The sequence below is a fragment of the Pseudomonas syringae group sp. 243L2 genome, assembly GCF_032587875.1.
GTDB classification, from domain to species: Bacteria; Pseudomonadota; Gammaproteobacteria; order Pseudomonadales; family Pseudomonadaceae; genus Aquipseudomonas; species Aquipseudomonas amygdali.
In genome coordinates, this window is sequence record NZ_JAWHPL010000004.1 from 13,030 (window position 1) to 27,015 (window position 13,986).

Here is a 13,986-nt window from a genome sequence, read left to right on the forward strand (position 1 = left end):
GTCGACACACAAGTGGATGGATGATAACCATCCTCTTAGTCAACGACATGCCGCATATTGGCCATTATTGCGGCCTGAATGACCTATTTCATAAAAAAGCCACTGCCTTAGAAACAGGCCTTGGCCAGCCGCTTGAGCGACGCCTCGGCCTTGCGCTCGGCACGCACGATGCCGATCTGCCAACCCGCAATGCACGGCGCCAGATCCGGCTGCTCTGCAGCCTGCGCCAGCCATTGCAAATGATCATGCCAGTCGCCCAGCTCGCCTTGTGCGGCCTTGAGCCGGGCCTGCATGTTTTTCGGCTGGTGGCTGAGTTCCGGGTACGCTTCGGCGGCGTAACGCACGCGTTTGATCAACAGGCGCAGGTCATGCCGATCATGCCCAGGCTCGGCGATGGCCACACGTAGCTTGCTCCATTGTTTGTCCATACGCTTTTCGATGGTCTTGCGCAGGCCGCGCAACATTCCCTGACGCTGTTGCAAACGCAGTAGCTCCGGGAATTGGTCGATCAGCTTGAGCAGGCGGCTCAGTTCAGGCGACGTCGCAACCCTGGGGCAGGCATTTCCCAAGTACTGGTTGCGCTTGAAAGCGGCCTCGTTCAGGCCCTGCTCTTCGAGAAACGCGGCGAGCACCTGCATGTCACGCAAAGGCGTGGTCAGTTGCCCTACCGCTTTTGCGGCCTCTTCCAGTTCTGCGGCAGCCGGGTTTTCCCGCAGGGGCCGCAGTACGCTACGCAGACGACGCACGGTGGTACGCAAATCATGCAGCGCTTCGCTGTCCGTCGAAACCGCAAGGCGTGCCTGGCACGCGAGCAATTTGACATCCAGCGCCAGCACCTCGGCCACCAGATGATCCACCATTGAAGACATGCAATTCCCCTTCGACACACTCATTCATGAATGCCTGTCCCTGACGGCTGACAACCTCCATGGCAGACGACGACGCAACGTGCTTAATGCATGCCTCAAGCGGCTGGCCGAAGCAAGCCGCCCGGCATAGCGCTGCGCCTGAAATTCGCGGATGAAAGCTTCGATGGCCTCGGCATGCTGCGGAAAATACAGCACCGCTCTGCGGCAGAATGCGTCAGCGCCTTCACCCGGCATACGACGCAGACCATGACGGGCGAGCAAGCGTTCAAATGCGTTGAACACCCGCAGTTGCGAGTCGCTTTCGCGTTGCCAGGGTTTGAACAGCCATAACGCTACCAGCCCCAGTGAAAACAGGGTTCCCAGGACGAAAACCGGCGCCTGGAAGCCAGAAAACCAACGGCCGAGAATTTGTAACTGCTGTTGTCCCTGATAGCCCAGCACCCAGCGCTGCCAGCCATAGTTGAGGTTGTCCCAGCTCAGGCGTATGGCGTTGACCCAAGGCACATTGCGATAGCGTAACGCTGAATAGGGCGAGTCCTGCAGAAAGGCTTCGTCTGCTGCCAGCGCTTGCTCCAAGCCCTGTTCGATACGCTGCGGTGCAACTGCTGCGGTGGGGTCGACACTGAGCCAGCCGATACCCGGCTGCCAGTATTCGACCCACGCATGCGCGTCGAACTGGCGCACGGTCAGGTAGTGCCCGTCGGGGTTCAGTTCGCCGCCTTGATACCCGGCCACGACACGCGCCGGAATACCCGCAGCGCGCAGCACAAAAGTCATTGCGCCGGCGTAGTGGGCGCAAAAACCCTGACGACTCGCAAACAGAAACTCATCAATACTGTCATTGCCCAACGGTGCGGGCTTGAGGGTGTAGTGAAACGGCTGGTCGCTGAAATAACCCAGCATCGCGGCGACCATCGCATCCGCCGTAGTGTAGCGACGGCGCAGTTCAGCCGCCCACTGCCGGGCCTGATCATTCCCCTTGGCGGGCAATTGCAGGTTTTGGCGCTGGACCTGTTCGCTGGATTGCGGGTCGCGAATACTCAGCGGCCAGGAATTGACGGCATATAACAGCGATTGCTCGACGGGACGCCGGCGTTGCAGGCGGAAGTCGCTCATCTGCCGAACGTCCGGCAACGTGGTCTCGGCCACGTCGAGGCTCGGCAACCAGGGCCGACCGCTGGCTTCCATGACAATGCTGTAAGCCAGTGGATCGCCGCGCTTTTCCCACTGCGGGATCTGCACGGTCTGGGCACGTGCCGACTGTGACCAGCGCCGCCCATCGAACTGCTCAAGGGTCAGACCGCGCCAGTACAACTGATTACGCGCCGGTATCGGCCCTTCAAAACTGGCCCGAAATACCAGTGCCGGCGACTTGCTCAGCTCGGCCATGTCGCCCGGTGCCATGTTGTCGGACAGCCCAGTGACGCCCTTGTTGCTCGGTTGCGGCAATGACCAGAGCGGGTCGAGGCGCGGAAAAAACAGAAACAGCACAAGCATCAACGGCACAGCCTGCGCCATCAGCTTGAACGCCAGCTTGAGCGTATCGGTTGATCTGCCAGCCAGATCCGCGTGCTGCAGACCAATCAACGCGGCCAGCAGCGCGCCGACCGGCAGCAGGCTGAAAAGCGCCCACAGCAGGTTGTTTTCAAACAGATAGCCGACCGCCACGCAAAAGAAACCGAGGAAGATCAGCACCCGAGCGTCGCGATGGTTGTTCATTTCCAGCATTTTCAGAACGAATGCCGCCACCAGTAACGCCGCACCGGCATCCAGCCCGACCAGACTGCCACGCGCCAGATACACGCCACCGGCAGTGCCCACCAGCACCCCTGACTTGATCCAGGTGCCGGGCAGCCGCGCGCGCATCCGGAACACCTGAACCCGCCAGCATGTGCAGCCCAGCCACAGAAGCGTGATCGATACCGGCACGTGCAGCGCGAACGGCAACACGACCAATGCCTGCGCCAATAGCAGCCAGGTAAGGCTGACACGCGGAATGGGTGCGCCTGCGAGCGCCTTATTCTTGTCACTCATGATCGATGACCATAAAGCGCCAACGCACGCAGGCAGGCTTCACGGTGCGCATCACCGCTGTCGACCGTGGACAGAAAACCTGGCAGGCGCAAGGCAAACGGCTGACGACGCTGGGACAGCTCCAGTACCCAATAACACAGGCGCGACAAACGCTCCTCGATATCGCCGCCCAGCGCCATGAAGTCCAGGCACAGATCGTGGCCGCTCAAATCAGTGAAGTCCTTGACCAGCAACCCCTGACCACGGGAGTAGGCTTTCCAGTGCAGACGACTGAGGTTATCGCTCGGCTGGTAGCTGCGCAGCCCCTGATAATCATCGACACCGGCACCCTGAGTGGCCTGACCGTCGTCCTCGGCGTGGGGCTGCACGCCTTTTAGCAGCGGCATGGCACCCGACAGTGGTCGCGGATAGATCAAGGCGCTCTGCTCCAGATCCAGCCAGCTCCAGGCGCGGAAAATGCCCAGCGGAAACACACTCTCGACCCGCAGCCTTGGCGCATGCAGCCAGCCGCGCTTTTCGGCAGGCAGGGTCAGTTCCACATCGGTCAGCCCGCGAGGCAGTACATCGCCGGATTGCAGAGCTGTCGCAGTCCAACCCACGCCCAAGGCGTGGTGGGCCTGGCTGGCACTTTCCAAGCGCAGGCGCAATTGCACCGGTTCGCCGACAAACACTGAACGCGCCACACCCGCACTGAGAATCAGGCCGCTGACGTTGCGATACGTGTGCAAAATGGCCAGCACGCCAATCGACAACAACAGAAAGGTCAGCCCGTAGGCCAGGCTGTTTTGATAATTGATCGCCACCAGCAGCATGAGCACGATCACGACCGCAAAGGTCATGCCGGTGCGCGTCGGCATGATGAAGATGCGTCGATGGTCGAGCGTGATGCGTGACGCCGGAGGAATTCGTCTTGCCAGCCAGCGTTGCCAAAACGGTTTGAGCGGCTCGATCAAAGCACCGGCACCTCGCGCAATAACCACTGCACCAGCGCCCCGCCGCCATGCCCGGTCGGGTCGCTGCGCTCGCGCAGCCGATGGCCGACCACCGACGGCAATACCGCCTGCACATCCTCGGGAATGACGTAATCACGCCCCAGCAACATCGCCCAGGCCCGCGCTGCGGCCAGAATCGCCAGGCTCGCCCTGGGCGACAGTCCATAGGCGAATTGCGGCTGGCTGCGGGTTGCCTCGACCAGGCGCAGCACATAGTCGACCAGCGCATCGCTGGCCCGCAACTGCCGCGCATGCGCTTGCAACTGGCCAAGCATGGCGTGGTCCAGAATCGGCTGCAGGCGCGGTAAAAGTTCGCGACGTGACTCGCCAAGCAGCAACGCTTTCTCCGCCGCTCTCGCCGGATAGCCCATGGAGATGCGCATCAGGAACCTGTCCAGCTGAGACTCGGGCAAGGCAAAGGTGCCACCGGAACTGAACGGGTTCTGCGTCGCAATCACGAAGAATGGATCGGGCAACAGACGTGTCGCGCCCTCGATGGAGACCTGCCCTTCTTCCATGGCTTCCAGCAACGCGCTCTGACTCTTGGGCGTGGCGCGGTTGATTTCGTCGGCCAGCACCAGTTCGGCGAAGATCGGCCCGGGATGAAAGGTGAATTGCCCGCTGTCCCGATCAAATACCGAAGTCCCCAGGATGTCACCCGGCAGCAGGTCGGAAGTGAACTGAATGCGCTGATAACTCAGGCCCAGAATTTTCGCCAGCGCATGGCTGAGCGTGGTCTTGCCCATCCCCGGCAAGTCTTCGATCAGCAAATGCCCGCCGCCGATCAGGCAGGTCATCGCCAGCCGTACCTGCACTTCCTTGCCCAGTACCACTTCATTGATGGCGCTCAGGCATGCATCGAGTTTTCTACCCATCGAAAGCCCCTTCCGGCAACTGCTTAATGACTGTGGGACTGCAAGCGATGCTAGTGTCCGAACACTTTAAGATGAGCGTAGGCCGTTTCGCTAGAGTCGGTAGGGATTTGATGTGATGCGAGCATACGGAGCGAGAGGTATCTGGACAAACACTGTGCGGAACGGGCGACGGTTCGCTAGTCCGCGAAGGTGATGTTGAGAGCGATACATCTCCTGCGAATTTAAGGCCCTTTTCGCGGACAAGTCCGCTCCCACGACTTGAACTAGCGTAAGACGCTCCGCGTAAGCATGCCGTTTGCGGCTTTTGATTATCGTGCGACGCTCCGCGTCGGCATGCCGTTCTGGACGCTCTGCGTCCACGATGGCATGTACAACGCGGTGCAGGCTCAGCTATCAGCGGCCAGCGCGGGACTCGCGGATGTAGAAGCGGGCTTTTTCGGCTTTTTCGGTGCAGCCTTCAAATGCTTCGAACTGTTGCTGGGTCTTGGCACCGGTCAGCAGCGACAGGGCCTTGGAGTAACTGACGGTGCCGGCGAAGCCTTCGGCCTTGGCCAGATCAAGCTCGTGCCAGGCAGCGTCTATCTGGGTGGCGCAGCTGTCTCGATACCCGGTCTTGCCAGCGCAACCTGCAAGAACCAAGACAAGCAATGGCAGACAGATAAAGGCTTTCATGGGGGGTGTTACCTCAGGAGTGAATATGGAGTGTGCGGCTTTGACGGTTCGATGCAGTAAAAGTGCCGTGCCACGGGGGTATGGTCGCTTTTTTCATCTAGTGGTCGGCCAGCAAACGATACCCTATTCCAGGCTCGGTGAGGATGAACCTCGGGGCGGTCGGATCGTCTGCCAGTTTCTGACGCAAATGCCCGACCACAATGCGCAGGTAGTGGCTGTCATCGGTGTGGGTAGGCCCCCAGATATCCTTGAGCAACTGCTGCTGGGTAATGACCCGCCCAGGGTGGCGTGCCAACTGCGCCAGCACCGCGTATTCCTTGCGCGTCAGCGCCACTTCGTGACCATCGAGCAGCACCCGGCGATAGGCCAGGTCGACGGTCAGCGGACCGAATTGAAGGGCCGACTCCGGCTTGTCGCTACCGGAAACCTGCCTGAGCAGCGCCCTGATTCTGGCCAGAAACTCCTGAATGCCGAACGGTTTGGTCACGTAGTCGTTGGCCCCGGCGTCCAGTGCCTGGACTTTCTGTGCTTCGCTGGCGCGTACCGAAAGCACCAGTACCGGCACCGCTGACCACTCGCGAAACTCGCTGAGCACTTGCTGGCCGTCCATGTCCGGCAGGCCAAGATCAAGCACCAGCAAATCCGGCTTGTTCAATGCCGCCTGGGTCAGGCCATCCCCGCCAGTGGCCGCTTCCAGCACCCTGTAGCCCTGAGACACCAGACTGATACGCAAAAATTTGCGAATCTGCGGCTCGTCATCGATGACCAGAATGGTTGCCGCCTGGCTCAAGCTGACTCCTCCATTTCCACATCGGGCTGCGCCTGCAATGGCAGGAACAAGGTGATGCGCGTACCCTGCCCGTCAATGCCTTCCTCTACCGTGAGCCGTCCACCATGCGCGCCAATCATTCCCTGACAGATCGCCAGCCCCAGGCCCGTGCCCTGCCCGCCCCGATCACCGCGTGCCGCGGTATAGAACATGTCGAAAATCTTCGCCCGTTCATCCTCCGGAATGCCCGGCCCTTCGTCACTGACCGAGAAGAACAGCTCGCTGTCGAGCACACCCGCCGCCACCTGCAAGCGCCCGTCGACAGGTGAAAAGCGTGCAGCGTTTTCCAGCACATTGACCAGCGCCTGCTCGATCAGCGCCGCATGCACGTACAGCAATGGCAGCTCGCCGGTCACCTGGGTGCTGACCTGCAAGGGTGCCAGCACGGCGCGCAGCCGGTTGAGCGCACTGCCGACGATATCGGCAGGCGACACCCAGTCTCGTGCAAGTTTCAGCGCGCCATGCCCCAGGCGCGTCATGTCCAGCAGGTTCTGGATATAGCGATCCAGACGTTCGGCTTCGTCGCGTGTACCTTCCAGCAGCTCGCGGCGATCCTCCAGCGGGATGGCTTCGCCCAGCGCCAGCAGGCTGTCGATGCTGCCGCGCATGGAGGTCAGTGGCGTGCGCAGGTCGTGGGACACAGAGGCCAGCAAGGCGCTACGCAATTGCTCGGTTTCACCATGCAGACGCGCGGCTTCAAGCTCTTGCGCCAGTTGTGCGCGAGCCAGCGCCTGCGCCAGCGGCTGGGTCAGCGCCGCCAGCAGACGCCGGTGTTGCGCGGTGAACGACTGGCCTTCACGCGCACTGACACCCAGCAGGGCCAGTGGCCCTTCTTCCGCGGTAATCGGCCACCACCACCAGCGCCCGGACGGTAGCGTGCCGGTGCCGCTGCCAGCCGGTTGATCGTGCTGCCAGGCCCAGTCGGCGGCGGCACGTTCGGCTTCCGAGAAGGTCAGCGGCCCACCAGTCTCAACAACCAAACCGCCCTGACCGTCACGATCAACCAGGCACAGATACAATTCCTTCCAGCCGGAAAAATGCTGTTCGGCGGCATTGAGCACCGCTTTGCGATCCGTGGCAGCGGTCATCTTGCGCGACAGGTCGAGCAGTTCGCTGGTCTGTTCCTGAGTATCACGCAACGCCTGCAACTGCCTGCGCTGGCGCGCCGCAAGCTTGCCGGTCAGCGCCGACATCAGCAGGAAGAACAGCAGCGTCAGCACGTCTTCTTCGCGCTGTATGTTCAGGGAAAAACTCGGTGGAATGAACAGAAAGTCATAGGCCAGAAATGACAGCCCGGCACACGCCAGCGCCGGTCCCATGCTGCTGCGCACCGCAACCAGTAACACCGCCGCGAGAAAGATCAGGGAAATGTTGGGCAGCGCCAGCACGCCCGACACACCCCAGGCGACCAGACTGGCAAGCAGCGTGGCCACAAAGGCCAGGCCGTAATCGAACCACACCACTTCGCGAGCCGGGCGTGCGCGAGGCGGTTGATCGGGTAGCTCTTCACTGTCGTCGAGCACCGAGATTTCCAACCCGTGCCCTTCACGCAGCAAACGTGCGGCAACGCCGCCGCCAAACACCCGGCGACGCCAGTGCCGACGCGACTGGCCGACCAGTACCACGCTGGCACGCCGTTCGATGGCATGCTGCACCAGTGTTCTGGCAACCTCTCCGGCACGTAATGAAACCGCCTCGCCACCCAGCCGCTCGGCCAGTTGCTGAGCGCTTTGCAGGCGCGCGCGGGACTGCTCGTCGAGGGTTTGCCCGTCGTCCACATGCACGGCGCTCCACGGCAGGTGGCGACGCTGAGCAACCCGACTGGCGTGACGCACCAGGCGCTCGGCATGGGTATCACCGTCGATGCCCACCAGCATCCGCCCACGAACTGCCGGAGCCGACTGGCCCAATTGCCGGTAGCCCTGCGCCAGATCGTTATCGACCTGCGCCGCAGCGGTCTGCATGGCCATTTCGCGCAGTGCAGTGAGATTGGTTTGCGTGAAGAAAGCGTCGATGGCCGCGCGCGCCTGCTCAGGCACGTACACCTTGCCGTCGCGCAGGCGCTCCAGCAGTTCGCGCGGCGGCAGGTCGATCAGCACCAGGTCGAAAGCTTCCTGCAACACCCAGTCCGGCAGCGTTTCACGCACCTGCACCCCGGTGATACCGCGCACCTGATCATTAAGGCTTTCCAGGTGCTGGACGTTGACCGTGGTGTAGACGTCGATGCCGGCAGCGAGCAGTTCCTGAATGTCCTGCCAACGCTTGGTATGCCGACTGCCGGGCGCATTGGTGTGCGCCAGCTCGTCGACCAGCACCAAAGCCGGTGCCGCCTTGAGCAAGGCATCAAGGTCCATTTCTTCGAGGGTCATGCCGCGGTATTCGGTGCGCAGCAAGGGCTGTTGCGGCACGCCATTGAGCAGCGCTTCGGTTTCCGCACGGCCGTGGGTTTCCACCACGCCCGCCACGACCCTGACGCCCTGACGCAACTGCGCATGGGCCGCCTGAAGCATGGCGTAGGTTTTGCCCACGCCCGGCGCGGCGCCGAGAAAAACCTTCAGCCGCCCGCGCCCTTCGCGGGGCAGCTGGGCCAGCAGTGCATCAGCTCGACCGGAATCACTCACCTTGGTTACCACCCCTCTCTAATCATCTACAGCTTAGTGAATCTGCTGCGAACACGGCGCACTTTGTTACAACTGCGCGTTGCGCGGTGCAGACGGTAACTGATTCAGGCTCATATTCAAGGCCAATACGTTGACCACGGGCGGGCCTATCAGCGGACGTTGCGTGTTGGCGTCGATCAGCGCCTGTACTTTCTCCAGCGGCAACTGGCGCGCCGCGGCAACGCGACCGGCCTGCCAGGCAATGGCTTCAGGCGAGAGATGCGGGTCCAGACCGCTGCCGGACGTGGTCAGCAAGGCCAGTGGCACCGGTTCCTGCGAGGCATTGGCCAGTTTCGCAACGTCCTCTTTCACGCGTGTCACCAGTGCCGGGTTGCTCGGCGCGAAGTTGCTCGCGCCACTGGCTACCGTCGCAAACGCGCCTGCCGAAGGACGCGACTGAAACCACTCATCACCCGTAAACGACTGGGCGATGAGTGCCGAGCCGCGCACTTTGCCCGCCGCGTCGTACACCAGGCTGCCATTGGCCTGCGCCGGAAACGCCACTTGCGCAACCCCGGTGACTACCAGTGGATAGGCCACGCCGGTGATCAGGCTCATCAACACGATCAGGCTCAAGGCCGGACGCAATACATTGGACATCTGCACATCCTCAATCAGGTGAGGCTGCACGCCGACCGGCGTGCAGCACAGGCTTCAAACAAGGCCGAGTGCGACTAGCAGCATGTCGATCAACTTGATGCCGAGAAACGGCACAACGATGCCGCCCAGGCCATAGATCAGCAGGTTGCGACGCAACAGATGCGCCGCGCTGGCGGCCTGAACCCGCACGCCACGCAGGGCCAGCGGGATGAGCACAACGATGATCAGCGCGTTGAAGACGATGGCCGAGACAATCGCACTTTGCGGGCTGGCCAGCTGCATGACGTTGAGCACGCCCAGTTGCGGATAAATCGAGGCAAACAGCGCAGGCAATACGGCGAAGTACTTGGCCACGTCATTGGCAATCGAAAACGTCGTCAGCGCACCGCGTGTGACCAGCAATTCCTTGCCGATCTGCACCACGTCCAGCAGCTTGGTAGGGTCGCTGTCGAGGTCAACCATGTTGGCCGCTTCACGTGCGGCCTGGGTGCCATCGTTCATCGCCATACCGACGTCCGCCTGCGCCAGTGCGGGCGCATCGTTGGCACCGTCGCCGCACATCGCCACCAGTCGGCCTTCGCCCTGCTCCTGACGAATCCGCTCCAGCTTTTTCTCTGGTGTGGCTTCGGCCAGCACATCATCGACACCCGCTTCAGCGGCGATGGCTGCGGCAGTCAATGGGTTGTCGCCAGTCACCATTACCGTGCGAATCCCCAGCTTGCGCAACTCCTCGAAGCGCTCGCGAATACCCGGCTTGACCACGTCCTTGAGATGAATCGCACCCAGCAAACGACCGTTGGCGCAGACCAGCAGCGGCGTGCCGCCGGTCTTGGCAATCTTGTCGACTTCCCGCGCCAGGGCAGGCGGCAGGTCGCTACGCTGCATGTTGATGAAGGCCAGCAGCGAATCCACCGCGCCCTTGCGGTACACATGGCCCTGATAATCCACACCGGACAGACGTGTATCGGCGCTAAACGGTACAGCGGTTACCGAACTCAGGGTGGGCTCGTTCATCGGGTGCAGGTCGCGCAGGAACTCGACGATGGATTTGCCTTCCGCCGTATCGTCGGCCAGCGAGGCCAGCAAGGCGCCCTCGCCCAGTTCCTTCGGGGTCACGCCGGGTGCTGCGTAAACGGCAGCGCAGCGGCGATTGCCGAAGGTGATGGTGCCGGTCTTGTCCAGCAACAGCACATGCACATCGCCCGCAGCTTCCACGGCGCGACCGGACTTGGCGATCACGTTGAGGCGCACCAGCCGGTCCATGCCGGCAATGCCGATGGCCGACAGCAGGCCGCCAATGGTGGTCGGGATCAGGGTGACCAGGAGTGCTACCAAAAACACCAGCGGCAGGCTGCCCCCGGCAAAGTGGGCGAACGGCTGCAAGGTGATGACCACCAGCAGAAAGATCAGGGTCAGGCCGATCAGCAGAATATCCAGCGCGACTTCGTTAGGGGTCTTCTGCCGCTTGGCACCTTCCACCAGCGCAATCATGCGGTCCAGCGTCGATTCGCCGGGGTTGGTGCTGATGCGTATCAGCAGCCAGTCGGACACCAGTCGGGTGTTGCCGGTGACGGCCGAGCGGTCGCCGCCGGATTCACGAATCACCGGGGCTGACTCGCCGGTAATCGCCGCCTCGTTGACCGCCGCGATGCCTTCGATGACTTCGCCGTCGCCAGGGATCATTTCCCCGGCGTCGACACGCACCACATCGCCCTTGCGCAACTCGCTGGCATTAATGGTGCGCAGGCTGCCGTTCTCATCGCGAATGCGCGCCTTGAGCCCTTCGCTGCCGGCCTTGAGACTGTCGGCGCGGGCCTTGCCACGACCTTCGGCCAGCGCTTCGGCGAAGTTGGCGAACAGCACGGTGAACCACAACCACAGGGCGATCTGCACGCAGACCGAAGTTGGCACCTGCGGGTTGGGGATGACGCACAGCACGGTGGTCAGAATGGCAGTCAGTTCCACCACCAGCATCACTGGCGAACGCTTGAGCTGGCGCGGGTCGAGCTTGACGAACGCCTGCACTAGCGCCGGACGCCACAGGGCAGCGATGCCGGTCTTGGCTGACTCGCTGGCGGCCTGAGGCTCGGCAGTTTTTACAGCATCACGTCTTGAAAAATCAGTAGTGCTCATGATCGGTTCCTCAGAAACCCAGGCTCAGGTGTTCGGCAATCGGCCCCAGTGCCAGGGTCGGCAGGAAGGTCAAACCACCCACCAGCAAAATGGTGACGGTCAGCAGAGTGACAAACAGCAGGCCGTGGGTCGGGAAGCTGTTCTGACCCTGTGGTGCGGTTTTCTTCATGGCCAGGCTGCCAGCCAGTGCCAGCACCGGCAGGATGTAACCAAAGCGGCCAATGAAGATCGCCAGGCTAAGCATCAGGTTGTGGAACACGGTGTTGGCACTGAAACCGCCGAACGCCGAGCCGTTGTTGGCCGTGGCCGAGGTGTAGGCGTACAGCAACTGGCTGAAACCGTGCGGGCCGGGGTTGCTGACCGCACCGGCCGGGCCAGGCAGGCTGGCAGCAATCGCGCCCAGCACCAGCACGCCGACCGGCATCACCAGCAAGGTGGCGACCAGCAGCCGGACTTCCTGCGCTTGCAGCTTCTTGCCGAGGTATTCCGGCGTGCGGCCAATCATCAGGCCGGAGAGAAATACCGCAATCAGTACGTTCAGCAGCATGCCGTTGAGGCCCACACCCACGCCGCCGAAAATCACTTCACCGACCATCATGTTGACCAGCGCAACCATGCCGGTCAGAGGGTTGAGGCTGTCGTGCATACCGTTGACCGAGCCGTTGGAGGCCGCAGTGGTAGCGACTGACCACAGCACCGTGCCGGTGGTGCCGAAGCGGGTTTCCTTGCCTTCCAGCGGTGCGGTCTGCTCGACACCGGCGATGTTCAGTGCCGGGTTGGGCTGGTACTCGGCCCACAGCGACACCGCGCCGCCGATCAACAGCAGTGCCAGCATGCAGCCAAGAATCGCGCGGCTCTGGCGCATGTCCTTTACGTAGTGGCCAAAGGTGAACACCAGCGCTGCCGGGATCAGCAGGATCGACACCAGTTCGAACAGGTTGCTCCACGCCGTCGGGTTCTCGAACGGGTGCGCCGAGTTGACGCCGAAGAAGCCACCACCGTTGGTGCCCAGCTGCTTGATCGATATCTGGCTGGCCGCAGGGCCCATCGGCAGGCTTTGATCCGCGCCTTGCAGGGTCAGCGCATCAATGTAATGACCGAAATTCTGCGGCACGCCCTGCCAGACCAGAAACATGGCCAGCACGATACTGATCGGCAACAGCCCATAGAGCGTGGCGCGGGTCATGTCGGCCCAAAAGTTACCGAGGCTCTGCGACGAGCGACGGCTGATACCGCGACATAGCGCGACCAGCACGGCGAGACCGGTGGCAGCGCTGACGAAGTTCTGCACGGTCAGGCCGACCATCTGGCTCAGGTAGCTGAGCGACGCTTCGCCGCTGTAGGCCTGCCAGTTGGTGTTGGTGATAAAGCTCATCGCCGTGTTGAAGGCCAGCGACCACTCCATGCCCGGCAATTGCTGCGGGTTGAGCGGCAGCATGCCTTGCAGCATGAGGATGGCGAACAGCACGACAAAGCCCGCCAGGTTGAACGCCAGCAAGGCCCACATGTATTGCTGCCAGGATTGCTCGGTTTTCGGGTCGACGCCGGAAATTCGGTAGCAGGCCCGCTCGACCGGCCCCAGCACCGGGCTCAGCCAGGTGCGCTCGCCTTCCATGACCCGATAATAGAAACGCCCCAACCAAGGCGCGGGTGCCAGCAGCAGGACCAGAAAGGCCAGGATCAACAGATAATCGTAACTGTGCATGATCACTCCTGACTCTGGTCGGCGCGCAACAGCGCCACCAGCAGATAGATGAACAGCCCGACTCCCATCAGCAGCGAGATACCATCCATAACGCTCATTGAAATTTCCCCCATCAGGCAACACCGATACGGCACAGGCCGCGTGGGGAGATTGTCCGCAGGCAGGGCGTAAAGGCGCGAGATCGACAGGCTGGTCGGGGCGTAAAGAAGCTGTAAAAAAGCGCTACAGCCTTGACGGCGCAAGGCCTTCGCGAACCTCCAGCGCTGTCATTTATGTCAGGTTCGCGTTGGGGATTGCGGGGGTATCGTGGTGCGGCGATCTTCAGGAAAAGGACTTCACCATGCTTCGCGACAACGGAAAACCACCCGGCACCACGCCGCCCTCCCACACCACACCCGCCACTGTCCAGTTGACTGTCAAGGAACGACAAGTCCTGGAATGGGTGGCGATCGGCAAATCCGCGTGGGAGATATCCCGTATTCAAGGGTGCACGGAAGCGACCGTGCACTTTCATACCAGCAATATCCGCCGCAAGTTCGGGGTGACGTCATTGAAGGCGGCGCTGGTGATGGCGATCAGGCAGGGGGTTATTTTGGCGGAGTGAAGTATTTAAAACC

The 13,986-nt window shown here is 61.9% G+C and carries 12 protein-coding genes; 1 reads left to right on the forward strand and 11 read right to left on the reverse strand.

Annotated features, from left to right (window positions below; all coding sequences use genetic code 11):
- Nucleotides 1–107 precede the first annotated feature (107 nt).
- The 11 genes from RYB66_RS02750 to kdpF all read right to left on the reverse strand — a co-directional run bounded on the left by RYB66_RS02750 (nucleotide 108) and on the right by kdpF (nucleotide 13,467).
- Nucleotides 108–869, reverse strand: a complete 762-nt coding sequence (locus tag RYB66_RS02750; protein ID WP_016981042.1) for a CHAD domain-containing protein — start codon at nucleotides 867–869, stop codon at nucleotides 108–110.
- Between the two features lie 24 nt (nucleotides 870–893).
- Nucleotides 894–2,903: a DUF3488 and transglutaminase-like domain-containing protein gene (locus tag RYB66_RS02755; protein ID WP_316893742.1), complete on the reverse strand. Its 2,010-nt coding sequence runs from the start codon at nucleotides 2,901–2,903 to the stop codon at nucleotides 894–896.
- Nucleotides 2,900–3,883, reverse strand: coding sequence for a DUF58 domain-containing protein (locus RYB66_RS02760; protein ID WP_316893744.1), 984 nt, complete (start codon nucleotides 3,881–3,883; stop codon nucleotides 2,900–2,902). Before RYB66_RS02760 ends, RYB66_RS02755 begins: the two co-directional genes overlap by 4 nt.
- On the reverse strand, nucleotides 3,853–4,770 hold the full coding sequence (locus RYB66_RS02765; protein ID WP_002553000.1) for an AAA family ATPase: 918 nt from the start codon (nucleotides 4,768–4,770) through the stop codon (nucleotides 3,853–3,855). Before RYB66_RS02765 ends, RYB66_RS02760 begins: the two co-directional genes overlap by 31 nt.
- 393 nt (nucleotides 4,771–5,163) lie before the next feature.
- Nucleotides 5,164–5,442: a hypothetical protein gene (locus RYB66_RS02770; RefSeq protein WP_002552999.1), complete on the reverse strand. Its 279-nt coding sequence runs from the start codon at nucleotides 5,440–5,442 to the stop codon at nucleotides 5,164–5,166.
- A gap of 97 nt (nucleotides 5,443–5,539) precedes the next feature.
- Nucleotides 5,540–6,232: a response regulator gene (locus tag RYB66_RS02775; RefSeq protein WP_230018263.1), complete on the reverse strand. Its 693-nt coding sequence runs from the start codon at nucleotides 6,230–6,232 to the stop codon at nucleotides 5,540–5,542.
- Complete coding sequence (locus RYB66_RS02780) at nucleotides 6,229–8,892, reverse strand: sensor histidine kinase (protein ID WP_029240882.1); 2,664 nt, start codon at nucleotides 8,890–8,892, stop codon at nucleotides 6,229–6,231. The genes RYB66_RS02775 and RYB66_RS02780 overlap by 4 nt, the downstream gene beginning before the upstream one ends.
- 66 nt (nucleotides 8,893–8,958) lie before the next feature.
- Nucleotides 8,959–9,531 (reverse strand): potassium-transporting ATPase subunit KdpC, encoded by a 573-nt coding sequence (kdpC, locus tag RYB66_RS02785; protein WP_004664723.1) that lies wholly within the window; start codon nucleotides 9,529–9,531, stop codon nucleotides 8,959–8,961.
- Nucleotides 9,532–9,585: 54 nt separating this feature from the next.
- Nucleotides 9,586–11,664, reverse strand: coding sequence for a potassium-transporting ATPase subunit KdpB (gene kdpB / locus RYB66_RS02790; RefSeq protein ID WP_005746105.1), 2,079 nt, complete (start codon nucleotides 11,662–11,664; stop codon nucleotides 9,586–9,588).
- A gap of 10 nt (nucleotides 11,665–11,674) precedes the next feature.
- Nucleotides 11,675–13,369 (reverse strand): potassium-transporting ATPase subunit KdpA, encoded by a 1,695-nt coding sequence (gene kdpA, locus RYB66_RS02795; protein WP_316893747.1) that lies wholly within the window; start codon nucleotides 13,367–13,369, stop codon nucleotides 11,675–11,677.
- 2 nt (nucleotides 13,370–13,371) lie between these two features.
- Nucleotides 13,372–13,467, reverse strand: coding sequence for a K(+)-transporting ATPase subunit F (gene kdpF, locus RYB66_RS02800; RefSeq protein WP_003406089.1), 96 nt, complete (start codon nucleotides 13,465–13,467; stop codon nucleotides 13,372–13,374).
- Between the two features lie 242 nt (nucleotides 13,468–13,709).
- On the opposite strand from kdpF, the gene RYB66_RS02805 reads away from it, so the two are divergent.
- Entirely contained in the window at nucleotides 13,710–13,973 is a 264-nt protein-coding gene (locus RYB66_RS02805) for a helix-turn-helix domain-containing protein (protein ID WP_316893749.1), read from the forward strand.
- The last annotated feature ends 13 nt before the right edge of the window (nucleotides 13,974–13,986 follow it).

Bases quoted from the DNA above. Each gene is read 5' to 3' on its own strand.
- RYB66_RS02750 (WP_016981042.1), bottom strand. From the start codon at position 869: ATGTCTTCAATGGTGGATCATCTGGTGGCCGAGGTGCTGGCGCTGGAT.
- RYB66_RS02755 (WP_316893742.1), bottom strand. From the start codon at position 2,903: ATGAGTGACAAGAATAAGGCGCTCGCAGGCGCACCCATTCCGCGTGTC.
- RYB66_RS02765 (WP_002553000.1), bottom strand. From the start codon at position 4,770: ATGGGTAGAAAACTCGATGCATGCCTGAGCGCCATCAATGAAGTGGTA.
- RYB66_RS02770 (WP_002552999.1), bottom strand. From the start codon at position 5,442: ATGAAAGCCTTTATCTGTCTGCCATTGCTTGTCTTGGTTCTTGCAGGT.
- kdpC (WP_004664723.1), bottom strand. From the start codon at position 9,531: ATGTCCAATGTATTGCGTCCGGCCTTGAGCCTGATCGTGTTGATGAGC.
- kdpB (WP_005746105.1), bottom strand. From the start codon at position 11,664: ATGAGCACTACTGATTTTTCAAGACGTGATGCTGTAAAAACTGCCGAG.
- kdpA (WP_316893747.1), bottom strand. From the start codon at position 13,369: ATGCACAGTTACGATTATCTGTTGATCCTGGCCTTTCTGGTCCTGCTG.
- kdpF (WP_003406089.1), bottom strand. From the start codon at position 13,467: ATGAGCGTTATGGATGGTATCTCGCTGCTGATGGGAGTCGGGCTGTTC.
- RYB66_RS02805 (WP_316893749.1), top strand. From the start codon at position 13,710: ATGCTTCGCGACAACGGAAAACCACCCGGCACCACGCCGCCCTCCCAC.